Here is a 21088-nt window from a genome sequence, read left to right as displayed (position 1 = left end):
CATGGGCGGCTCCCCCCCCCCCGCCGACCGCCAGCAGGTGACCCGGATCCGCACCAACCTGTCGATGGTGTTCCAGCAGTTCAACCTGTGGTCGCACATGACGATCCTGCAAAACGTGATCGAGGCGCCGGTGACGGTGCTGGGCAAGCCCCGCGCCGACACCGAGCGCGCGGCGCGGCGCTATCTCGAGAAGGTGGGGATCGGCGACAAGGCCGACAGCTACCCGGCGCAGCTGTCGGGCGGCCAGCAGCAGCGCGCCGCGATCGCGCGGGCGCTGTGCATGGAGCCGCGGGCGCTTCTGTTCGACGAGCCGACCTCGGCTCTGGACCCGGAACTGCAGCAGGAGGTGGTGAAGGTGCTCAAGGACCTCGCGGCCGAGCATCGCACCATGCTGCTGGTGACCCATGACATGCGCCTGGCGGCCGACGTGTCCGACCACGTCGTGTTCCTGCACAAGGGCCTGATCGAGGAGGAAGGCCCCCCCGACCAGATCTTCGGCGCACCGCGCACCGAGCGGCTGCAGCAGTTCCTGCGCGCCGGCTCCGGACACTGACCTTTCGCGGACCGGGCGACAGATCCGGCCGCAAAGACCGACACTGACCAACAAATCCCGTGGGAGAGATACCGATGAAGACGCTGATGATGGCCGCCGCGCTGGCCGTTCTCGCCGCAGGCGCCGCGCAGGCGCAACAGACCGTCCGCCTGGGCACCGAGGGCGCCTACCCTCCCTACAACTTCATCAACGACAAGGGCGAGGTCGACGGCTACGAGCGCGAGCTGGGCGACATGATGTGCGAGCGGGCCGGGCTGACCTGCACCTGGGTCACCAACGACTGGGACAGCATCATCCCGAACCTGCAGTCGGGCAACTACGACGCGATCATGGCCGGCATGTCGATCACCGAGGAACGCGGCAAGATCGTCAGCTTCACCCAGAACTACTACCCGCCGGGCGTCTCGGCCTACATGGCGCTGTCCGACGATGTCGACGTGACCTCGGGCGTGGTCGCGGCGCAGACCTCGACGATCCAGGCCGGCTATGTCGCTGAATCGGGCGCGACGCTGCTGGAATTCGCCACCGCCGACGAGACCGTCGCCGCCGTGCGCAACGGCGAGGCCGACGCGGTCTTCGCCGACAAGGACTTCCTGGTGCCGGTGCAGAAGGAATCGAACGGCGAGTTCGTCTGGGCGGCCGAGGACGTGGTGCTGGGCGGCGGCGTCGGCATGGCCTTCCGCCAGTCCGACACCGAGCTGAAGGACAAGTTCGACGCCGTCATCACCGAGATGAAGGAAGACGGCACGATCAACAAGCTGCTGGCGAAATGGTTCGCCGATGCCGAAGAGGTCCCGCAGTACTGACCCGCGCCCGGCCGGGACCCGAGCGGGTCCCGGCACGTGACCGGTCCGCCGCGCCCCCGCCCGGGGCGCGGCCCTTCGCAGCCCGAAGCCCGCGGGAGCCCGGATGTTCGCCCATTGCGCCGATCCCTCCAGCCTTCAGGGGCTGGCCTGGCTGGTCTGCTACCTGACCACCGGGACGCATCTCGCCCTCTATTCCTCGGTCGGCACGGTGCTGCTGCTCTTGGCCGTCACGGCGCCGGTGGCGCTTGCCTTCGGCTATGCCGGGGCGATGGCGGCGCGCTCGCAGCTGCTGCCGCTGCGCTGGCTTGGCCAGCTGTACATGGCGATGGTGCGCGGCATTCCCGACATCGTCTTCTTCCTGTTCTTCGTGATCGCGCTGGACCAGGGGCTGGAATGGACGCTGCACCAGATCCGCTGTCCCGACTGGACCGAGCCGGTGCGCCAGGGCCTGGAATTCCGGGTCTGCCCGGCGGCGAAGATCCCGCCCAACGACGCGCCGCAATGGGTGCACCAGTATTACGGCTTCGGCCTGGCGGTCTTCACCTTCGCGCTGGTCTTCGGCGCCTTCGCCGCCAACGTGCTGTCGGGCGCGATGGCCGCGGTGCCGCGCGCGCAGCTGGAGACGGCCGAGGCCTACGGCATGTCGCCGCGCCAGGTCACCCGGCGGGTGCTGCTGCCGCAGATGTGGATCTACGCCCTGCCCGGGCTGTCGAACCTGTGGCTGATCCTGGTGAAGGCGACGCCGCTTCTGTTCCTGCTGGGCGTGCGCGACGTGGTCTACTGGGCGCGCGAGCTTGGGGGATCGAAGACCTCGGCCTATGCCTATCCGCACCCCGACTGGCGGCTGTGGTACTTCCTGGGGCTTCTGGTCTTCTACCTCGTGCTGACGCGGATCTCCGAGATCGGCCTCACGCGCATCACCCGCCGCCTGTCGCGCGGCCAGGCCACCGCCGCCGGAGAGGCGCAGCGCCGCGCCGAGGGAGCCGCCGCATGAGCTGCGCCGAGACCATCGCCCAATACGCCTTCCGCTCGATCGGCTTCGGCGAGCGGCTGCTGCCGCGCGCGGACTTCACGCTGTGCCAGCAGGTCACCCTGATCGGCTCGGGCCTGATCTGGAACGTCTATTTCGGGGTGCTGGCGCTGGCCTTCGGCTTCTTCCTCGCCACGGCGCTGGCGATGGGCAAGGCGTCCGAGCGCAGGCTGATCCGCAAGCCCTGCGAATGGTTCATCTTCGTGTTCCGCGGCAGCCCGCTGTTCATCCAGTTCTTCATCGCCTACCAGGCGCTGGTCATGCTGCCGCGCCAGGGGATCGAGATCGGCGGCATCACCGTCGAGACCGCCTGGACCACCCGCGCCTGGGCGGGGGCGCTGTTCGTGCTGTTTCTCAACACCTCGGCCTATGCCGCCGAGATCTTCTACGGCGCGCTGAACGCCGTGCCGAAGGGCGACCTCGAGGCCGCCGAGGCCTATGGCCTGACGGGGTGGAAGAAGTTCCGCCGGATCCAGTGGCCAACCATGCTGCGCCTGGCCTGGCCCGCCTATACCAACGAGGCGATCTTCCTGTTCCAGGCGACGACGCTGGTGTTCTTCTCGGGCTTCCCGGCCTTCCAGCAGATGGGCGACGCGCTCTACTACGCGGGCTATTTCGCCGATCGCACCTTCAACCCCTTCATTCCCTATCCGATCGTGGGCGGATACTTCATCCTTCTGACATTGCTGCTGCAATGGGTCTTCGGCAGGATCAACCGACGGCTGAACCGGCACGTCGCCCCCAATCAGCGCCCGCGGCTGAGGCTCCGCCCCGCGCAGATCATCAGGTAGCCTCATCAGAAAGGGCGGCGGCGCCGTGAAGGCTCCCCGCGACAGCTATGGACTGGTTACGAGAACATCCCGAGGTGCGCACGATCCGGGTCGCGGCCGCGGATCTGAACGGCGTGGCGCGCGGCAAGCGCATCCCCGCCCGCTTCGCCGAGAAGCTGGTGACCGAGGGCACGCGCTTTCCGTTCTCGGTGATGAACCTCGACATCTGGGGCGAGGACATCGAGGACAGCCCGCTGGTGTTCGAGACCGGCGATGCCGACGGCGTGCTGATGCCGACCGAGCGCGGCTTCCTGCCGATGCCCTGGCTGTCGGCGCCGACGGGTCTCTTGCCGATCTGGATGTTCCACCAGGACGGCCGGCCCTATGACGGCGATCCGCGCCAGGCGCTGGCGCGGGTCATGGACCGCTACCGCGCCGCCGGGCTGACGCCCGTGGTCGCGACCGAGCTGGAATTCTTCCTGATCGACGACTCGGGCAAGACCCTGCGCGTGCCGCCCTCGCCCCGCTCGGGCAAGCGCCGGACCGGGGGCGAGATCCTGAGCCTGCGCGCGCTCGACGCCTTCGACCGGTTCTTCTCGGACCTCTACGACGCCTGCGAGGCGATGGACATCCCCGCCGACACCGCGATGTCCGAGGCCGGTCCCGGCCAGTTCGAGATCAACCTGATGCACCAGGCCGACGCGCTGAAGGCGGCCGACGACACCTGGCTGTTCAAGATGCTGGTCAAGGGGCTGGCGCGCAACCACGGCTTTGCCGCCAGCTTCATGGCCAAGCCCTACGACCAGTTCTCGGGCAACGGGATGCACATGCATTTCTCGGTGCTGGACGGCGCGGGCGCGAACATCTTCAACGACGGCGGCCCCGGCGGCTCGGCCCGGCTGAAGGCGGCGGTCGCGGGCTGCCTTGCCGCGCTCGGCCCCTCGACGCTGGTCTTCGCCCCGCACGAGAACAGCTTCGACCGGCTCGTGCCCGATGCCCATGCCCCCACCGGCATCGGCTGGGCCTACGAGAACCGCACCGCCGCGATCCGCATCCCCGCCTCGGGCCCCGCCGCGCGGCGGATCGAGCATCGGGTCGCGGGCGGCGACGTGAACCCCTACCTGTCGATCGCGGCGGTGCTGGGGGCGGCGCTGATCGGGATCGAGGACGGCATGACCCCGCCCGACCCGATCGTCGGCAATGCCTATGCCGCCGGCCTGCCGCAGCTGCCGACGACCTGGGAGGGCGCGCTCGAGGCCTTCGCCACCAGCCCGCTGATGCCGCGGATCTTCCCGCGCGAGATGATCGACAACTTCGTCATGACCAAGCGGCAGGAGATCCACTACATGGGCGAGCTGACGCCCGAGGAGCAGACGGAGATCTACCTCGACACGGTGTGAGCCGTGGCGGGGCAGGTCCGGGGGCGCTGCCCCCGGCGCCCGTCCGGGCGCCTCCCCCGGGATATTTCGGCCAATGCGAAAGCCCGGTGGTCGGCCCGGTGCGGGCGGCCGGCGTGATCGGGCCGGGGGAACCGGGTCTTGTCGGTTGGGCTTTGTTGATCGGGCCTGGGCGAGCGGGGCGAAATGACCGGAACCGAGTGACCGGGGCGGAGTGATCGGGGCGCAAGGCATGGGGCAGCCTCGCTCCAGACTGCAGCCTCGCTCCAGACTGGCGGCGCCTGATGGCTGGGCGGCAGTCCACCTGGAGGCGGACCGCCGGGCGTCGGACCACATGGCGCCAAACCGTCTCGCGCCGGACCTGCTGGCGCCGGATCGCCTGAGCGAGGACCGCCAGTCCCGGAGCGCCAGACCCGGACCGACTGCGCCCGGAGCGCGCGGGTCAGACCGTGAGGTCGAGGCCCACCGGCGTGCTGAGGATGCGCGGGGCGGCATCGAGGGGACCCTGCACGGCGATCAGCCCGGCTTCGCCGACCCGGGTGAAGGTGACCGAACCGCCCTCGAACTCCAGCCGCAGCGAGTCGGCGCCGCGGGTGACGGTGTAGGTCTCGGCCGCGCCGGCGCGGCCGGGCGCCGGCGCCAGCTGCAGCACGACATCGGTGCCCGGCGCGATCGAGACGATGTCATGGCCGTCGCCAAGTCCGCCATGCAGGCCGAGGCTGCGGCCCGCGGCGGCAAGCGGTGCAGCGGTGGGCAGTGCGGCGGTGGGCGGTGCGGAGGCAAGCGGTGCGGCGGCGGGATCGCTGCCCCGGGTGCCCCCGGCCGCGGTGTCCGGCGCGCCGAGGCTGATCGCCCCGGCGCCCGGCACGATGATCGCGTCGAAGCCGTCGCCGCCGTCGATGTCGGCCGTGCCCGAGAGCGCGATGCGAAAGCGCGCGGCGGCCTCGGTCGCGCGCAGGTCCGCGAGACGCGCGAGCGCCGTCTGCAGATCGGCACCCTGCACGCTGCGGCCAAGCACGCTCTGGACCACGGGCGCCCCGCCGGCCGGGACGCCCCCTGCCTCACCCGGTGCCTCGCCGGCCGCGACCGGTGCCGGGTCGGGCGCCGGGTCGGGCGCGGGCGCCGAAGGGTCCGCGATCGCGGCCCCGCCGACGCCATTGCCGACGCCTTTGGTGGCCCCATCGGTTCCGCCCTCGGCGCCCGGTCCCGGCGCGGCAGGCGCGGCATCGTCCCGGCGTGCGGGGACGGCGGCGACCGCGGCCGGGTCGCCGCCCTCCGCCGCTGTTTCGGGCCCGGAAGCCGGGTCGGAAGCGGGATCGGAAGCGCCTGCCGAAGCGGGACCGTTCGAGATCGCCACCGCCGGGCCCGGCGATCCGGGGTCGCCCGCCGCCAGCAGCGTCGTGCGCCCCGCCGCCAGCCGGTTCAGCGCGCCCTGGTATTCCGCCGCCCGCGCCCGCAGCCGCGCGACCTCGCGCGCCGCGGCCTCGGACCCGGTGCTCGATCCGCTTTCGGCCGCGCGGATCACGGTTTCGGCGCGCCCGGTGCCGGGGGTGGCCGCCAGCCTGCGGTCGCGCGTCAGTTCCAGCAGTTCGACCAGCGCGCTGCCCGGCGCGCCCGAGCCCGCCGCGCCACCGACCACCACGCCCGCGCGCGTCACCCCGCCGCCGGCGGAGGCCTGAAGTAGACTGATGCCGAAGCCCGCCATCCCGGATCTCCTGTCCGCGTGCCAGAGATGCGTTCGTCCGTCGTGCCTTCCGCCCCAGACTGCGCCCGAGCCCTTGTCAAAACCTTACCGCCGCCGCGCCGGCGCCCCCTTGCCCGCCCCCCGTCCGCCGCGATACCGTCGCCGCGACCCAAACCACGGACCCAAAATGCTTATCGGCATCCTCCAGACCGGCCAGCTGCCCGAAACGCTGCGCCCGTCGCTTGGCGACTATCCGCAGATGTTCGCCGCGCTTCTCGCCCACCAGGACCTCGAGTTCCGCACCTTCCACGTCGAGGCGATGGACTTCCCCGCCGACGTGCACGACTGCGAGGGCTGGATCATCACCGGCTCGCGCCATGGCGCCTACGAGGACCACCCGTTCATCCCCCCGCTCGAGGCCTTCATCCGCCGGGCCTTCGAGGCCGGGGTGCCGATGGTCGGGATCTGCTTCGGCCACCAGATCATCGCCCAGGCGCTGGGGGGGCGGGTCGAGAAGTTCGACGGCGGCTGGACCGTGGGCACCCAGGGCTATGACTTCGAGGGCGAGCGGCTGGTGCTGAACGCCTGGCACCAGGACCAGGTGGTGACCCTGCCGCCGGGGGCCGAGATCATCGCCCGCGGCGAGACCTGCGCCATCGCCGGCCTGCGCTGGGGCGACCGGGCGCTGACGGTGCAGGCCCATCCCGAATTCGGCGACGCGGTCGTCGAGGGGCTGATGGAGGCGCGGGCCCGCGGCGTGGTGCCCGATGCGCTGCTGGAACGCGCCGAGGGGCTGGTCGGCAGCCCCAAGGACAACGACGTGCTGGCCCGCAAGATCGGCGCCTTCTTCCGGAGGGACCGGGCATGACCGACTGGACCGACCAGATCCCCGAGGCCGCGAAAAGCTACATTGCCGGCCGCCGCCTGGACGAGGTGGAGTGCATCGTCGGCGACATCGCCGGGGTCGCGCGCGGCAAGGCGATGCCCGCGTCGAAATTCGCCCGCCAGACCAGTTTCTTCCTGCCGAACTCGATCTTCCTGCAGACGATCACCGGCGAATGGGCCGACAACCCCTCGGGCGCCTTCACCGAACCCGACATGATCCTGACGCCCGACTTCACCACCGCCACCGCCGCGCCCTGGACCGCGGACGTGACGCTGCAGGTGATCCACGACGTCAAGGACCAGTCGGGCAACCCGGTCGGCGCGGCGCCGCGCAACGTGCTGCGCCGGGTGTTGGGGCTGTACGAGGCGCAGGGCTGGTCGCCGGTCGTGGCGCCCGAGATGGAATTCTTCCTGGTCGCCCGCAACACCGACCCGAACATGCCGATCGAGCCGCCGATGGGCCGCACCGGCCGCCGCGCCGCCGCCAAGCAGGCCTATTCGATGTCGGCCGTCGACGAATACGGCAAGGTCATCGACGACATCTACGACTTCGCCGAGCTTCAGGGCTTCGAGATCGACGGCATCCTGCAGGAGGGCGGCGCGGGCCAGGTCGAGATCAACCTCAACCACGGCGAGGCGGTGCATCTGGGCGACCAGATCTTCTTCTTCAAGCGCCTGATCCGCGAGGCCGCGCTGCGCCACGACTGCTTCGCCACCTTCATGGCGAAACCGATCGAGGGCGAGCCCGGCTCGGCCATGCACATCCACCACTCGGTGATCGATGCCGCGACCGGGGCCAACATCTTCTCGGGCCCGAAGGGCGCCGAGACGGAAAGCTTCCTGCATTTCATCGCCGGGATGCAGACCTACCTGCCCGCGGTGATCGCGCTGCTGGCGCCTTACGTGAACAGCTACCGCCGCTATGTCCCGGACTTCGCGGCGCCGATCAACCTGGAATGGGGGCGCGACAACCGCACCACGGGCCTGCGCGTTCCGATCTCGGACCCCGCCGCGCGGCGGCTCGAGAACCGGCTGGCGGGGATGGACTGCAACCCCTACCTCGCCTTCGCGGCCTCGCTCGCCTGCGGCTATCTGGGGCTGATGGAGAAGAAGCTGCCGCGCCCCGAATGCCTGGGCGACGCCTATATGGACGATGCGGAACTGCCGACGAACCTGGGCGACGCGCTGGACCTGTTTGCCGACTGCGGCCCGATCCGCGAGGTGCTGGGGATCGAGTTCTGCAACATCTACGAGGCGGTGAAGCGCAACGAGTACAAGGAATTCCTGCAGGTGATCAGCCCGTGGGAGCGCGAGCACCTGCTTCTGAACGTCTGATGGACCTGCTGCACGCCAACGACCGGCCGGGGGTCTATCCGCCGAGCTGGTACGCGGCGGTGACGCCGCCGCTCGCGCCCTTCCCGCGGCTCGAGGGCGCGCACCGGGCGGATGTCGCGGTGCTGGGCGGCGGCTACACCGGGCTGTCGGCGGCGCTGCACCTGGCCGAACGCGGGCTGTCGGTGGTGCTGCTCGAGGCGCACCGGCTGGGCTTCGGCGCCTCGGGGCGCAACGGCGGGCAGCTCGGCTCGGGCCAGCGGCTGGAGCAGGGCGATCTCGAGACGGCGGTGGGCCGCGACGACGCCCGCCGGCTGTGGGACCTGTCGCAGGAGGCGAAGGCCCTGGTGCTTGGGCTGATCGACCGGCACGGCATCGACGCGGGCTTCCGCCCCGGCATCGTCCATGCCTGCCGGACCGAGGCCGAGGTCCGCCACGCGCATGGCTATGCCGAGACGCTGGCGCGCGACTACGGCTACGACGCGGTCGCGCCGCTGGACCGCGACGCGCTGCGGGCGATCCTGCCCTCGAAGGTCTATGTCGGCGGCGACATCGACCGCGGCGCGGGCCATCTCAATCCGCTGGCCTATGCGCTGGGGCTGGGGCGCGCGGCGGCGGCGGCCGGGGTGCGGATCTTCGAGACGAGCCAGGTCACCGCGATCGAGACCGGCGGCGCGCGGCCGCGGCTGGTGACGGCGGCGGGCCATGTCGAGGCCGACCACCTGGTGCTTGGCGCGAACGGCTACCTGGGCGGGCTTGCGCCGCAGGTGGCGGCCCGGGTGATGCCGATCAACAACTTCATCGTCGCGACCGAGCCCCTGGGCGCGCGCACGGCCGAGGTGCTGCGCGAGGACGTGGCGGTCGCGGACACCAAGTTCGTGGTCAACTACTGGCGGCTGTCGGCGGACGGGCGGCTGCTGTTCGGCGGCGGCGAAAGCTATGGCTACCGCTTCCCCGACATCGTGAAGACGGTCCGCAAGCCGATGCTCGAGGTCTATCCGGGGCTGGCGGACGTGCGCATCGACCATGCCTGGGGCGGCACGCTCGCGATCACCATGACCCGCAACCCGGCCTTCCTGCGGCTGTCGCCGCGGGTGCTGTCGGCCTCGGGCTTCTCGGGACACGGGGTGGCGATGGCGACGCTGGCGGGGCGGCTGATGGCCGAGGCGGTCGCGGGCGAGGCCGCGCGCTTCGAGCTGATGGGCCGGCTGGCCACGCCGCGCTTCCCCGGCGGGCCGGCGCTGCGCACGCCGCTCCTGGCGCTCGCCATGTCCTGGTACGCGCTGCGCGACCGGTTGGGCTTCTGAAACAGGGCGGGGGGAGGCGCGGCCTCCCCCGCCGCCGATCGGTCCTCGGACCGATGGCGGACCGATCGGCGGCCCCCCTGCGCCCGGAGGGCTTGCCCGACGTCAGCGCCGGGGGCAGATGTTGAAAGCCGCGTCGCGCCCAGATAGCTTTGGATCACAAGGCCCGATGGCCGCCACTTCCGCTCACCGAAGGATGCCGATCATGCGCGACGATGCCCCGAACAGCTGGGAAACGCGGGCCGACGACTATTCGCTCTACGGCTTCACCGACCTGCCCACGATCCACGACCGCGGCGCGGTGGTGCTGACCCACGGCGAAGGGCCCTATGTCGTAGACGTCCACGGCAAGCGCTATTTCGACGCGAATTCGGGCCTGTGGAACATGATCGCGGGCTTCGACCACAAGGGCCTGGCCGAAGCCGCCAAGGCCCAGTACGACCGCTTCCCCGGCTATCACGCCTTCTTCGGGCGGATGTCCGACCAGACCGTGATGCTGTCCGAAAAGCTTGTCGAGGTCTCGCCCTTCGACACCGGCAAGGTGTTCTACACCAACTCGGGCTCCGAGGCGAACGACACCATGGTCAAGATCCTGTGGTTCCTGCACGCCGCCGAAGGCAAGCCGCAGAAGCGCAAGATCCTGACCCGCGTCAACGGCTACCACGGCGTGACCGCCGTCTCGGCCTCGATGACCGGCAAGCCCTACAACGCGGTCTTCGGCCTGCCGCTGCCCGGCTTCCTGCACCTGACCTGCCCGCACTACTGGCGCAACGGCAAGCCCGGCGAGACCGAGGCCGCCTTCACCGCCCGCATGGCGGCCGAGCTGGAGGCCACGATCATCAAGGAAGGCGCCGACACGATCGCGGGCTTCTTCGCCGAACCGGTGATGGGCGCGGGCGGGGTGATCCCGCCCTCGGCGGGCTATTTCCAGGCCATCGCCCCGATCCTGAAGAAATACGACATCCCGCTGGTCTCGGACGAGGTGATCTGCGGCTTCGGGCGCACCGGCAACACCTGGGGCTGCGAGACCTACGACTTCGTCCCCGACGCGATCATCTCGTCCAAGGTGCTGACGGCGGGCTATTTCCCGATGGGCGCGGTGATCCTTGGCGGCGACCTCGCCACCCGGGTGCAGGCGGCGTCCGAGGCGATCGAGGAATTCCCGCACGGCTTCACCGCCTCGGGTCACCCGGTCGGCTGCGCCATCGCGCTCAAGGCCATCGACCTGGTGATGAACGAGGGCCTCGGCCAGCGCGTGCGCGACCTGACGCCGCGGTTCGAGGCCGGCCTCGCCGAACTCGCCAAGAACCCCAACATCGGCGAGTGGCGCGGCAAGGGGCTGATGGGCGCGCTCGAGGCGGTGGCCGACAAGGCGACCAAGACCCCCTTCCCCGGCACGCTCTCGGTCTCCGAGCGCATCGCCAACAGCTGCACCGACCTCGGGCTGATCTGCCGCCCGCTCGGGCAGTCGATCGTGCTCTGCCCGCCGTTCATCACCACCGAGGCGCAGATGGACGAGATGTTCGAAAAGCTGGAGACCGCGCTGAAGAAGGTCTTCGCCGAGGTCGCCTGACCTGCCCGTCGCCTGACCCGCCCGTCGCCGGGGCCCCCGGGCCCCGGCACAGGTACCATTACAGGCCGCGCCCACGATGCCCACCGCGCCCGGCCCCCGCAGGGGACCTCGCCGCGCGGCCCGCCCCCCCAGCACGGCACCCACGCCCCCCCCGAGCAAGCCCGTCCCGGGCGCCTTGCCGGCAGACCGGCGGCCCGCCACGGCCCGCGCCACGCCCTCTGCCGACACGAAAACGCCGCCCCCCGAAGGACGCGGCGCCTGTCTCGACTTTGCTCAAATATCCCCGCCGGAGGCTCCCTCCCTCCTCGCGCGCGGGCGCTCAGAGCTTGGAGAGCTTCGACTGCAGCTCGGCCAGCTGCTTCTTGATCTGCGCAAGCTCTTCCTTCTCGGTCGCGGCCGAGGTCTCGGGCTCGGGCCCGGACGAGCCCGAGGGAAGCCCCCAGCCGCCCATCATCGTCTTCAGGAAGCTCTGCTGCTGGCGGGTCAGCGCGTCGAAGCCGGGCATCGCCGCCATCGGGTTCGGCATCGTCGACATGCCGGGCATGTTCTGCATGTTCGACAGCATCTTCTCCTGCCCCTCGCGCAGCATCTCGAAGGACATCGCCAGGAACTGGGGCACCACGCTCTGCGCCTGGGTGGTGTAGCTGCGCACCAGATCGGTCAGCACGTCGACCGGCAGCACGTTCTCGCCGCGGCTCTCGTGTTCGGCGATGATCTGCAGCAGGTACTGTCTGGTCAGGTCGTCGCCCGACTTCAGGTCGACGATCTGAACCTCGCGCCCCTCGCGGATGAAGCCCGAGATATCCTCGAGCGTCACGTAGTCGCTGGTCTCCGTATTGTAGAGACGGCGGCTCGCATAGCGCTTGATCAGCAGCGGTTTCTGGGCCTCGGCCACGGCATCCTCCCCCGGCGTGCAGGTGCACTGCGTGAAATTATCACTGTCCGGAAAAGATTAAGCCCGCTTGATGCTGCGACACAACAAAATTCGCCGCGCTTTTTTCTGCGCAGCGAAGCGGGTGGCCCGGGGTCGCCGCAGCGCGGCACCGCCAGAGAGGAAGTCCTGGAAAGACGGGGGCGGGTTTCACCCGCCCCCCAGACTCACGGACATCGGCAGGGAGGAGAGAACCAACGCCCGCGCCTTCGTCAGTCGTCGAGGACCCGTTGGCCGGGTCCGCCGGGGAGGAAGCGCCCCGGCGGCACCGGGCCGCAGGGGATCGGTCGGAGCCGGCCACGCGGGCCGGCAGCCACTCACTTGGCGGCGGTGGCGCTGGCCTTCTTGGCGGCCGAGGTCACGTCGGCGGTGGCCTTCTTCACGGCCGCGGTCGCGTCCTCCGAGAAGTCCTTGCCGGCGGCGAGCATCAGCTCGACCGTTTCCATCTGCACCTTCTTCGCCACTTCGGCGAAGGCCGCGAGGTTCTCGGCGGTCATCTCGGCCGCCGACGAGGCGAATTCGGTCATCGCCTTGCTGTATTCAGTGGGCTCGTCCTTGGCCGAGGTCAGCATGGACATCTTGGACAGGGTGTCCTTGGTCCATTTCGCCGAGATCTCGGTGGATTTCTCCGCAGCCTCAAGCGCGACCTTCGCCATCTTCTCGGCGAGCGCGGCCTGGGTCTTGAAGGCGCCCTGCATCGCGGTGGCATCCATCGGGAAGGCCGCCGCCATGTCCTGCATAACCTTGGTGAAATCCTGCGTCTTAGCCATTTTCACTTTCTCTCTCCTCGGAGGGTCTGGTCGTGACTGACAAACTGCTAATCGTCGCGCTGGGACCGGGGGTGTGCATTGCCGGTTCGTTCCAGCCGGGCAGCGCCTGCTGCCGTCCCCCCCGTTGAGAAGAAAGGTAGTTGCTGCACCGCAGCATTGCAATGGATTTCTGCCGCAATGCAGAGGAAATCTTCCGCAACTGCATTTTTTTCAGCAAAACCCTGCGGCAATCGTGCGCAGATGCACAGCCGGGCCGCAAGCGGCGCGTTATGCCCGATCGACGCAAAGACCGGCCCGGCGTCGGGCCGGTCGCGCGCCGCCAAGGTCAGGCCACGACGACCTCGGTCACGTAGGTTCCGGGCGCCGGCGCCAGAATCGGTCCGGCCGCGGCGGGATCGCGCGCGGGCACCATCGGGCCCGACCGCGCGGCCAGCCACCGGCCCCAGGCCGGCCACCAGCTGCCGCGGGTGAACTCGGCCGCGGCCTTCCAGTCCGCGGGGTCCCCCGCCACCGGCTCGTCCGAACTCCAGTACCCGTACTTGTCGCGCCCCGGCGGGTTCACGATCCCGGCGATATGGCCCGATTCCGACAGCAGGAAGCGCTTGTCCTTCGACCCGGCCTGCGCGATGCCGCCAAAGCTCGCCTGCCAGGCCGCGATGTGGTCTGTCTCGCAGGCGACGGCGAACAGCGGCACCGTCAGGTCGCCCAGGGTGATGGTCTCGCCCGCCAGCGGATAGCCCTCCTCGGCCAGCCGGTTCTGCTGGCACAGCATCCGCAGGTAGTCGACCGCCATCTTCGCCGGCAGGTTGGTGCCGTCGCCGTTCCAGTACAGCAGGTCGAAGGCCGGGGGCTTCTCGCCCATCAGGTAGCTCTTGATCGCCGGCTGCCAGATCAGCTCGTTCGAGCGCAGGAACGAGAAGGTCCGCGTCATGAAATAGCGCGACAGATAGCCGTCGCGCTCGCACTGCTTCTCGATCCCGTCGACGAAATCGTCGTCGAGGAAGGGCACGAACTCGCCCTGGTCCGAGAAGTCGGTGAGCGTGGTGAAGAAGGTCGCGGACGCGACCGAGCGGTCGCGGCGCTTCTTCATCAGCCCCAGCGTCAGCGCCAGCGTCGTGCCGGCGATGCAATAGCCGATCACGTTGACCTTGGGCTCGCCGGTGATGCGCTTCACCGCCTCGATCGCCTCGAGATATCCCTCGGTCACATAGTCCTCGAGCCCGGTCTCGGCATAGCTCGCATCCGGGTTGCGCCAGCTGACCACGAACAGGGTGAAGCCCTGCTCGACCACCCATTTCACGAAGCTCTTCTTCACCCCCAGGTCGAGGATGTAGAACTTGTTGATCCAGGGCGGGAACATGATCAGCGGCGTGCGGTGCACCTTGTCGGTCGCGGGCGCGTACTGGATCAGCTCGAACAGCCGGTTGCGGTGGACCACCGCGCCGGGCGTGGTGCCGATGTTGCCGCCGACCGAGAAGGCCGAGGGGTCCGACAGCGTCACCAGAAGGTCGCCGTGGTTGGCCTCGATGTCGCGCACGAGGTTCTCCATCCCCTGCACGAGGCTTTCGCCGTTGGTGGCGATCGCGCGCTCGAGCACGTCGGGATTGGTCGCAAGGAAGTTCGTCGGCGCCATCATGTCGACGATCTGCCGGGTGAAGAACTCGGCCCGCTTGCGGTCCTTGCCCGACAGCCCGTCCAGCGCCTCGACCGCCTTGGTCATCGCCTCGGACGAGATCATGTATTGCTGCTTGACCCAGTTGAACCAGGGGTGGCTGTCCCACAGCGGGTTGGCAAAGCGCTTGTCGGCGGGGCCGCGGTCCTCGGGCGGCGAGAAGCGGCCCGAGATCAGCTGGTGCTGCGCCTCGGCATAGTGCTTGAGCGCCTTGCCCCAATAGCCGACCTGTCCCTCGATGATCCGGCCGGGGTGGCCCATCGCCTCGGTCATCCAGGCGGCCGCGGTCTTGTAGTAGAGATCGCCCCCCGGCCCTTCCAGCGCCGGGTTGACCGGGCGCTTGTGCGACATCGCCTTCTGCAGGCGCTCGCCCAGGCCCTCGAGCCGGGCGATGTTCTCCTCCAGAAGCCGCAGCTCGGGCGACTTGTCGCGCCCGCCGGCATCCCCGCCGTCCCTGCCAGTGTCATTCGCCTTGCCGCCTGCCGTGCCGGTTGTCATGGAAAGGCATCCCCCCTATCCTTCAAAAAGAACTTAGCGCCGCTTGCCGGGGGGGAAAAGCGGGGAGTTTGCCGGATCTTTTGCTGCGCTGCGGTACGAAAGCAGCGTAGCCTGTCCGACAAGGGAAGCGTATATCGACACGGCCGGCGTCCGGGCTGAACACCGCGGACGCGCCCCCGGCTTGCAGGAGATGCCATGAAGTTCATGTACACCTACGACATGATGGAATCCGCGCGCAACACCAACGAATGGCTGGGGGCGACCGCGCGGGCCTTCGCCTCCTACCCGGCCTGGGGCCTTTCGCCCGCGCCCTGGTTCAACGTCATGGCCGCCTGGGGCGACGTGACCGAGCGCAGCTTCTCGCGCATGATCGTCAAGCCCGACTGGGGCATCCCCTCGGTCGTGGGCGAGGACGGGCGCGACCACCCGATCGCCATCGACACCGTCGTCGACAAGCCCTTCGGCAGCCTGATCCACTTCCGCGCCGTCGGCCGCAGCCAGCGCCCGCGCAAGGTGCTGCTGGTCGCGCCGATGTCGGGCCATTACGCCACGCTGCTGCGCTCGACCGTGGTGTCGCTGCTGGCCGAGGCCGAGGTCTACATCACCGACTGGCACAATGCCCGCGACATCCCCGTCTCGGCCGGGAAGTTCGACATCGAGGACTACACGATGTACCTCGTCGACTTCATGAAGGCGCTGGGGCCGGACACCAACGTCATCGCCGTCTGCCAGCCCGCGCCGCTGACCCTCGCCGCCGTCGCCTATCTGGCCGAGCAGGACCCCGCCGCGCAGCCGCGCACCATGACCCTGATCGGCGGCCCGATCGACCCGGCCGCGAAAGAGACCGAGGTCACCGACTTCGGCCGCCGCATCACCATGGGCCAGCTCGAACAGTCGATGGTCCAGCGCGTCGGCTTCAAGTACCGCGGCGCCGGCCGGCTGGTCTATCCGGGGCTGCTGCAGCTGCAAAGCTTCATCTCCATGAACATGGAGACCCATGCCAAGGCCTTCTTCGACCAGGTCATCGCCTCGTCCAAGGGCGAGGCTTCGGATGCCGACCGCCACAACAAGTTCTACGACGAATACCTCGCCGTGATGGACATGCCGGCCGAATTCTACCTCTCGACGGTCGAGCGGGTGTTCAAGCGCCGCGTGATCGCGCGCAACGTCTTCACCATCGGCCACAAGCAGATCGACATCGGCAAGATCACCGATGTCGCGGTGATGATCGTCGAGGGCGAGAACGACGACATCTCGGCCCCCGGCCAGTGCCTCGCCGCGCTCGATCTCTGCACCGGGCTGCCCGACAGCAAGAAGGACAGCCACCTCGAGCCGGGCGCCGGGCATTACGGCATCTTCGCCGGCAAGTCCTGGCGCAACAACATCCGGCCGCTGGTGCTCGACTTCATCGACCGCAACTCGGGCGCCTCGCGCCCGACGCGGCGCGGCAAGCCCGCGATCCGCGCCGTCTGACGGCCGGCCCGCGCCCGGGGGCGCGGCGGCGGCCCTTCGCCCCGCCCCGCCGGACGTCCCGGGCGCGGCGCGCGCCGCGCCGCCGCGGCGCCCGCGGCGCGCCGGTCAGCGCCAGAGCGGGTTCGACCAGGCGCGCCGCCCGTCGGCATCCACCACCGTGACCCGCAGCCAGGGGCTGGCGGCAAGCCGGCCGATCGGCAGCCGCCAGGCGGTGCCGCCCTCGGCGCGCAGGCTTTCGGTCGCCACGCCCTGCCCTGCAAGGATCACCACCGCGGCGGGCGAACTCTCCAGCACGACCGCCCCGTCCTCGATCGCCAGCGCCCGGATCTCGGGGCCCTGGCTCGCGTAGAACGCGCCCTGCCGCAGCGCCGCCAGGATCGCCTCGGGCGTGGCCTCGGGCGCCTTGACCATCACCCAGCCGCCGAAATGGTCGGGCGTGTGGAAATGCGCGTCGTCGGTCGCGACCAGCGTGACGCGGCGGCCCGCGTTCAGCAGCGCCTCGGCGCAGACGAAGCCCTCGCCGCGGTCGCAGTCGACGGCGCAGCCGTGGTTGTAGACCTCGACCGCATGCGCCGCCGTCACCGCCGCGGCATCGGCCTCGGACAGGCCCGACCAGTGCGGATGCGCGATCGCGACGAAGGCGCCGGCGGCACGGGCGCGCGCGGCCAGGGCGGCCGCGCTCTCCTGCCCGGGGACCGGCTGGAAGTCCGGCGACAGCGAGGGCGCGAAATCGGCCGGAAGCCCGACCGCCAGCAGGTGCCAAAGCTCGCCGTTCGCCATCGCGCCCGAATGCAGCTCGGCCCCGAGAAGCGTGGTGAAGCCGTTGCCGCGCTGCCCCGCGGTGTCGGTGACCGGATAGCCGAAGCGGCCGACGAAATGGTCGGTCAAAGCGATGAAGTCATAGCCTGCGGCGGCATAGCGGGCGCAGACCTCGGCCGGCGGCAGCGCACCGTCGGACCGGTCGGAATGGCAGTGCAGGTTGCCGCGCAGCCAGAGGCCGGGGGCGGTGAACGGATCCATGGGACACTCCCAGTTACGATGGCGGGGTCACGGTGGGGGGGGGCCGCCTGCCCCGCCGCCGACCGGTTCTCGGACCGGTGACGACCCGAACGGCCGCCCCCGGGGATGGTCGGGCCACGGCGACGGGGTCAGGCGACGCGCCGGCCCGCCACCCAGGTCTCGCGCATCACCGGCGTGCCCTCGATCCGGGCGAAGCGGATCAGGTCGGCGCGCAGGCCGGGCGCGATGCGACCGCGATCGGCCAGGCCCGTCGCCGCGGCGGGGGCCGCGGTCACCGTGGCCAGCCCGCGCGGCAGGTCGTCCCACAGGTCGCCCAGCAGCACCGCCGCCGACAAGAGCGCCGCCGGCACGTAGTCCGACGAGACGACATCCAGCAGCCCCGCCTCGGCCAGGTCGCGCGCGGCGACGTTGCCGCTGTGCGACCCGCCCCGGATCAGGTTCGGCGCCCCCATCATCACCGCGATGCCCGCGGCGCGGCAGGCCGCGGCCGCCTCGAGCGTGGTGGGGAATTCCGCCAGCCGGATGCCGTAGGCGGCCGAGGTCGCGACATGGCCCGCGGTGGTGTCGTCATGGCTGGCCAGCGTCGCGCCAAGCGCGCGCGCGCAGTCGACCGCCGCGGCCTCGTGCAGCGCGCCGTAGGTGTCGCGCAGCGACCGCAGGCGGGTGACGTGGTCGGCGAACTCGGCCTCGGACAGGCCGCGCTTGCCGCGCACGTACTGCTCCAGCTTGGCGATGTCGCGGAACTGGCGCTGGCCGGGGGTGTGGTCCATCAGGCTGACGATGCCGACCTGGTCGTCGGCGCCGAACTCGGCCAGCTCGGCCGCGAGCGTCTCGGAACAGACCTCGGCGCGCAGGTGCAGCCGGTGGGTGATGCGCAGCGCGCCGCGCGCGCGGATCGCGGCCAGTTCCGAGGCAAGGCCGCGGGCGTATTTCGCGTAGCCGCCGGCCTTGTCGGGGATCGAGCCCACGCGCATCGCGTCGAAGACCGTCGTGATGCCGCAGCCCGCCAGCTCGGCGTCATGGGCGACGATGGCGGCGGCATGGGGCCAGTCGACGCCCGGGCGGGGCTGGATGTGGCGTTCCAGGTTGTCGGTGTGCAGCTCGATCAACCCGGGGGCGAGAAAGTCGCCGCCGCAGTCCAAGGCGCCTTCGGGAATCGCGCCGCCCTCGAAGATGTCGGCGATCCGCCCGTCGCGCAGGCACAGCCCCCCCGAAACCGTGTCTTCCGGCAGCACGAGGCGGGCATTTGCGAGAATGGTCTCAGTCATGGGCTGGTCCTTGGGGGATGGCCGCGCCACTGTCGGGAGCGGGAGAAGGAGAGACTGCGGACGATGCCGGCGTCCGGGGAGAAAGGCCGGCCTCATGGGATTTCGCGTCACATCCGTGTGACACGGGCCCGCTATCGAGCGCGAGATGAACGACTTCCGAAGATATGCCGTGTACTGGGCCCCGCCGGCGGGTGACCTGGCCGATTTCACCGCCCGCTGGCTGGGCTGGGATGCCGCCGCCGGGCGCGAACGCGCCCATCCCGCGCTGCCGGGCCTGCCGCAGCCGGTGGCCGAGCTGACCGACACGCCGCGCAAATACGGCTTCCACGGCACGCTGAAGCCGCCGTTCCGTCTGGTCGACGGCGCCGATCCGGCGCGGCTGTGCGCCGCGGTCGAGCGGCTGGCCGCGGGCCTCGCGCCGGTGCGGCTGCAGGGGCTGCGCCTCGCGCGGCTCGGCCGGTTCCTGGCGCTGGTGCCCGAGGGCGACACCGCGGGGCTGGCGGCGCTGGCCGCGACGCTGGTGCGCGAACTCGACCCCTGGCGCGCGCCCCTGACGACCGAGGACATCCTGCGCCGCCACGCCGCCCGGCTGAACCCGGGGCAGAAGGCGCTGCTGGACCGCTGGGGCTATCCCTACGTGATGGACGAGTTCCGCTTTCACCTGACCCTCACCGGCGCGCTGGCCGACGAGGCCGAGGCCGAGGCGGTGGCCGTGGCACTCGAGCCCGAGATCGCGCCCTACCTGCCGCGCCCGCTCGAGATCGAGGACATCTGCCTGTTCGGCGAGGCCGAGGACGGCCGCTTCCACATCCTGCATCGCTACCCCCTCTGCCCGGCGGGCTGAGGCGCGATCGCGTCCAGCGCCGCGGCGACGGCCGCGTCCAGCGCGCCGCCGTTGTCGATGGGGCTGACCGGCAGGCCCTCGGGCATCGGGTAGCCGCCCGCGCGCGCAAGCCGGGCCGCGATCTGCGCGCGGCTCTCGCGGCCGCGCGCGGCCAGGCGCTCGGCCAGCACGGCGGGCGGCGCCGTCACCAGCAGCACCCGCAGCCCCGGGAACACCCGCGCCGCCTCGGCCAGCATCGCGCGCGAGCCGTTGAACAGCACCGGCTCCGCGCCGGGCGGCAGGCGCGGGATGCCATAGCTCAGCCCATGCGCCTGCCAGTCGAGCGCGAAGGCCCCAGCGGCGCGGCGGCGCGCGAATTCGGCCGCGTCCACCCCCTCGAACGGCTCGCCGCCCGCGGCCTCGGGGCGGGTGATGACCCGGCGCAGCACCCGCAGCCCGGGCCGCGCCGCGACCAGCGCCGCCAGCAGCGTGTCCTTGCCCGCCCCCGAGGGGCCGACCACGGCGAAGACGGGCGGCATCGTGGGGGGCGTCGCGGGGGGTATTCTGGGGGGCATCCTGGGGGGCACGCTCATTGCACCCGCGGCGCGAAGCCGGTGACGTCGACCAGCCGGTCGCAGACGCGCGCGCGCGCGACCTCGTCGTGGAAGATCCCCAGGATCGCGCAGCCGCGGGCCTTGGCCTCGTCGATCAGCGCCAGCACCACCTCGCGGTTGGCCGCGTCGAGACTTGCCGTCGGCTCGTCCAGCAGCAGCGCCGGGACCGGCCGCACGAAGCCGCGCGCGATGTTCACCCGCTGCTGCTCGCCGCCCGAGAAGGTGGTGGGCGACAGGCCCCAGAGCCGCTCGGGGATGTTGAGCCGCGCCAGCAGCGCCGCCGCCGCCGCGCGCGCCGCCGCGTCATCCGCCCCCGCCGCCATCAGCGGCTCGGCCACCACGTCCAGCACCGGCACCCGCGGCACCACGCGCAGGAACTGGCTGACATAGCCCAACCGCTCGCGGCGCAGCGCCAGGACCGTGCGCGGGGCCGCGCCCACCAGCTCGGTGCCGCAGACCCGGATCGAGCCGCAGGCCGCCAGGTAGTTGCCCCAGACCATCCGCATCAGCGTCGACTTGCCCGCGCCCGAGGCGCCCACCAACCCCACGCATTCGCCGGCCGCGACCGACAGCGTCGCGCCCGCCATCACCGGGATCTCCGTCGCCGGCCCCGCGCCGGTCTGGTCGTGCAGGGTGAAGGTCTTGCCCACCCCCGAAAGCGCGATCGCGGCCTCGGTCATCGTGT

20 protein-coding genes are annotated in these 21088 nt (G+C 70.8%); 12 read left to right on the top strand and 8 right to left on the bottom strand.

The window, feature by feature from the left end; all coding sequences use genetic code 11:
* The 5 genes from V8J39_RS01440 to V8J39_RS01420 all read left to right on the top strand — a co-directional run.
* A partial coding sequence (locus V8J39_RS01440; protein ID WP_336459089.1) for an ATP-binding cassette domain-containing protein occupies nucleotides 1–553 on the top strand: 553 nt, incomplete at its 5' end.
* 74 nt (nucleotides 554–627) lie between these two features.
* Entirely contained in the window at nucleotides 628–1359 is a 732-nt protein-coding gene (locus V8J39_RS01435) for a transporter substrate-binding domain-containing protein (protein ID WP_336459088.1), read from the top strand.
* 103 nt (nucleotides 1360–1462) lie between these two features.
* On the top strand, nucleotides 1463–2353 hold the full coding sequence (locus V8J39_RS01430) for an ABC transporter permease (RefSeq protein ID WP_336459087.1): 891 nt from the start codon (nucleotides 1463–1465) through the stop codon (nucleotides 2351–2353).
* Complete coding sequence (locus V8J39_RS01425) at nucleotides 2350–3180, top strand: ABC transporter permease (protein ID WP_336459086.1); 831 nt, start codon at nucleotides 2350–2352, stop codon at nucleotides 3178–3180. Before V8J39_RS01430 ends, V8J39_RS01425 begins: the two co-directional genes overlap by 4 nt.
* Before the next feature lie 47 nt (nucleotides 3181–3227).
* The gene (locus V8J39_RS01420) at nucleotides 3228–4559 is read left to right on the top strand and encodes a glutamine synthetase family protein (RefSeq protein WP_336459085.1); all 1332 of its coding nucleotides are present in this window, start codon (nucleotides 3228–3230) and stop codon (nucleotides 4557–4559) included.
* Between the two features lie 439 nt (nucleotides 4560–4998).
* Here V8J39_RS01420 and V8J39_RS01415 read toward each other — a convergent pair whose 3' ends face one another.
* Complete coding sequence (locus V8J39_RS01415) at nucleotides 4999–6261, bottom strand: hypothetical protein (protein WP_336459084.1); 1263 nt, start codon at nucleotides 6259–6261, stop codon at nucleotides 4999–5001.
* A 166-nt stretch (nucleotides 6262–6427) separates the two neighbouring features.
* On the opposite strand from V8J39_RS01415, the gene V8J39_RS01410 reads away from it, so the two are divergent.
* The 4 genes from V8J39_RS01410 to V8J39_RS01395 all read left to right on the top strand — a co-directional run bounded on the left by V8J39_RS01410 (nucleotide 6428) and on the right by V8J39_RS01395 (nucleotide 11334).
* Nucleotides 6428–7108, top strand: a complete 681-nt coding sequence (locus V8J39_RS01410; RefSeq protein ID WP_336459083.1) for a type 1 glutamine amidotransferase — start codon at nucleotides 6428–6430, stop codon at nucleotides 7106–7108.
* Complete coding sequence (locus V8J39_RS01405; RefSeq protein WP_336459082.1) at nucleotides 7105–8460, top strand: glutamine synthetase family protein; 1356 nt, start codon at nucleotides 7105–7107, stop codon at nucleotides 8458–8460. The genes V8J39_RS01410 and V8J39_RS01405 overlap by 4 nt, the downstream gene beginning before the upstream one ends.
* A complete protein-coding gene (locus V8J39_RS01400; RefSeq protein WP_336459081.1) occupies nucleotides 8460–9764 on the top strand; it encodes an NAD(P)/FAD-dependent oxidoreductase in 1305 nt (434 codons plus the stop codon). The genes V8J39_RS01405 and V8J39_RS01400 overlap by 1 nt, the downstream gene beginning before the upstream one ends.
* Before the next feature lie 202 nt (nucleotides 9765–9966).
* Nucleotides 9967–11334, top strand: coding sequence for an aminotransferase (locus V8J39_RS01395; protein WP_336459080.1), 1368 nt, complete (start codon nucleotides 9967–9969; stop codon nucleotides 11332–11334).
* Between the two features lie 319 nt (nucleotides 11335–11653).
* On the opposite strand, the gene phaR is transcribed toward V8J39_RS01395, so the two are convergent.
* Together phaR and V8J39_RS01385 are read right to left on the bottom strand one after the other, a co-directional pair.
* Nucleotides 11654–12229, bottom strand: a complete 576-nt coding sequence (gene phaR, locus V8J39_RS01390) for a polyhydroxyalkanoate synthesis repressor PhaR (protein ID WP_336459079.1) — start codon at nucleotides 12227–12229, stop codon at nucleotides 11654–11656.
* 353 nt (nucleotides 12230–12582) lie between these two features.
* Nucleotides 12583–13035 (bottom strand): Phasin, encoded by a 453-nt coding sequence (locus tag V8J39_RS01385; RefSeq protein WP_336459078.1) that lies wholly within the window; start codon nucleotides 13033–13035, stop codon nucleotides 12583–12585.
* Between the two features lie 140 nt (nucleotides 13036–13175).
* Here V8J39_RS01385 and V8J39_RS01380 point away from each other — a divergent pair, with 140 nt between their 5' ends.
* On the top strand, nucleotides 13176–13388 hold the full coding sequence (locus V8J39_RS01380) for a hypothetical protein (protein WP_336459077.1): 213 nt from the start codon (nucleotides 13176–13178) through the stop codon (nucleotides 13386–13388).
* Here the strand turns inward: V8J39_RS01380 and V8J39_RS01375 are convergent.
* Nucleotides 13361–15205, bottom strand: a complete 1845-nt coding sequence (locus V8J39_RS01375; RefSeq protein ID WP_336459076.1) for a PHA/PHB synthase family protein — start codon at nucleotides 15203–15205, stop codon at nucleotides 13361–13363. The genes V8J39_RS01380 and V8J39_RS01375 overlap by 28 nt on opposite strands.
* Before the next feature lie 195 nt (nucleotides 15206–15400).
* Here V8J39_RS01375 and phaZ point away from each other — a divergent pair, with 195 nt between their 5' ends.
* Nucleotides 15401–16678, top strand: a complete 1278-nt coding sequence (gene phaZ, locus V8J39_RS01370) for a polyhydroxyalkanoate depolymerase (RefSeq protein ID WP_336459075.1) — start codon at nucleotides 15401–15403, stop codon at nucleotides 16676–16678.
* A gap of 105 nt (nucleotides 16679–16783) precedes the next feature.
* On the opposite strand, the gene V8J39_RS01365 is transcribed toward phaZ, so the two are convergent.
* Nucleotides 16784–17698 carry a CehA/McbA family metallohydrolase gene (locus V8J39_RS01365; RefSeq protein WP_336459074.1) on the bottom strand — a complete coding sequence of 305 codons (915 nt, stop codon included), beginning with the start codon at nucleotides 17696–17698 and terminating at the stop codon, nucleotides 16784–16786.
* 128 nt (nucleotides 17699–17826) lie between these two features.
* On the bottom strand, nucleotides 17827–18966 hold the full coding sequence (locus V8J39_RS01360; RefSeq protein ID WP_336459073.1) for an alpha-D-ribose 1-methylphosphonate 5-triphosphate diphosphatase: 1140 nt from the start codon (nucleotides 18964–18966) through the stop codon (nucleotides 17827–17829).
* A gap of 145 nt (nucleotides 18967–19111) precedes the next feature.
* On the opposite strand from V8J39_RS01360, the gene V8J39_RS01355 reads away from it, so the two are divergent.
* Nucleotides 19112–19810 (top strand): DUF1045 domain-containing protein, encoded by a 699-nt coding sequence (locus tag V8J39_RS01355; RefSeq protein ID WP_336459072.1) that lies wholly within the window; start codon nucleotides 19112–19114, stop codon nucleotides 19808–19810.
* Here V8J39_RS01355 and V8J39_RS01350 read toward each other — a convergent pair.
* Nucleotides 19786–20328, bottom strand: a complete 543-nt coding sequence (locus V8J39_RS01350) for an AAA family ATPase (RefSeq protein WP_336459071.1) — start codon at nucleotides 20326–20328, stop codon at nucleotides 19786–19788. The genes V8J39_RS01355 and V8J39_RS01350 overlap by 25 nt on opposite strands.
* A gap of 50 nt (nucleotides 20329–20378) precedes the next feature.
* Complete coding sequence (gene phnL / locus V8J39_RS01345) at nucleotides 20379–21083, bottom strand: phosphonate C-P lyase system protein PhnL (protein ID WP_336459070.1); 705 nt, start codon at nucleotides 21081–21083, stop codon at nucleotides 20379–20381.
* Between the last annotated feature and the right edge of the window lie 5 nt (nucleotides 21084–21088).

This window comes from Frigidibacter sp. MR17.24, from assembly GCF_037095655.1.
Lineage (GTDB): Bacteria > Pseudomonadota > Alphaproteobacteria > Rhodobacterales > Rhodobacteraceae > Frigidibacter.
This window is presented reverse-complemented; position numbering and strand designations above follow the sequence as displayed.

What these genes read in the sequence shown, in the direction of transcription:
- V8J39_RS01420 (WP_336459085.1), top strand. Translation starts at nt 3,228, where the DNA reads ATGGACTGGTTACGAGAACATCCCGAGGTGCGCACGATCCGGGTCGCG.
- V8J39_RS01425 (WP_336459086.1), top strand. Translation starts at nt 2,350, where the DNA reads ATGAGCTGCGCCGAGACCATCGCCCAATACGCCTTCCGCTCGATCGGC.
- V8J39_RS01415 (WP_336459084.1), bottom strand. Translation starts at nt 6,261, where the DNA reads ATGGCGGGCTTCGGCATCAGTCTACTTCAGGCCTCCGCCGGCGGCGGG.
- V8J39_RS01410 (WP_336459083.1), top strand. Translation starts at nt 6,428, where the DNA reads ATGCTTATCGGCATCCTCCAGACCGGCCAGCTGCCCGAAACGCTGCGC.
- V8J39_RS01405 (WP_336459082.1), top strand. Translation starts at nt 7,105, where the DNA reads ATGACCGACTGGACCGACCAGATCCCCGAGGCCGCGAAAAGCTACATT.
- V8J39_RS01400 (WP_336459081.1), top strand. Translation starts at nt 8,460, where the DNA reads ATGGACCTGCTGCACGCCAACGACCGGCCGGGGGTCTATCCGCCGAGC.
- V8J39_RS01350 (WP_336459071.1), bottom strand. Translation starts at nt 20,328, where the DNA reads ATGCCGCCCGTCTTCGCCGTGGTCGGCCCCTCGGGGGCGGGCAAGGAC.
- phnL (WP_336459070.1), bottom strand. Translation starts at nt 21,083, where the DNA reads ATGACCGAGGCCGCGATCGCGCTTTCGGGGGTGGGCAAGACCTTCACC.
- V8J39_RS01360 (WP_336459073.1), bottom strand. Translation starts at nt 18,966, where the DNA reads ATGACTGAGACCATTCTCGCAAATGCCCGCCTCGTGCTGCCGGAAGAC.
- V8J39_RS01375 (WP_336459076.1), bottom strand. Translation starts at nt 15,205, where the DNA reads ATGACAACCGGCACGGCAGGCGGCAAGGCGAATGACACTGGCAGGGAC.
- V8J39_RS01365 (WP_336459074.1), bottom strand. Translation starts at nt 17,698, where the DNA reads ATGGATCCGTTCACCGCCCCCGGCCTCTGGCTGCGCGGCAACCTGCAC.
- V8J39_RS01435 (WP_336459088.1), top strand. Translation starts at nt 628, where the DNA reads ATGAAGACGCTGATGATGGCCGCCGCGCTGGCCGTTCTCGCCGCAGGC.
- V8J39_RS01430 (WP_336459087.1), top strand. Translation starts at nt 1,463, where the DNA reads ATGTTCGCCCATTGCGCCGATCCCTCCAGCCTTCAGGGGCTGGCCTGG.
- V8J39_RS01385 (WP_336459078.1), bottom strand. Translation starts at nt 13,035, where the DNA reads ATGGCTAAGACGCAGGATTTCACCAAGGTTATGCAGGACATGGCGGCG.
- V8J39_RS01395 (WP_336459080.1), top strand. Translation starts at nt 9,967, where the DNA reads ATGCGCGACGATGCCCCGAACAGCTGGGAAACGCGGGCCGACGACTAT.
- phaZ (WP_336459075.1), top strand. Translation starts at nt 15,401, where the DNA reads ATGAAGTTCATGTACACCTACGACATGATGGAATCCGCGCGCAACACC.
- V8J39_RS01355 (WP_336459072.1), top strand. Translation starts at nt 19,112, where the DNA reads ATGAACGACTTCCGAAGATATGCCGTGTACTGGGCCCCGCCGGCGGGT.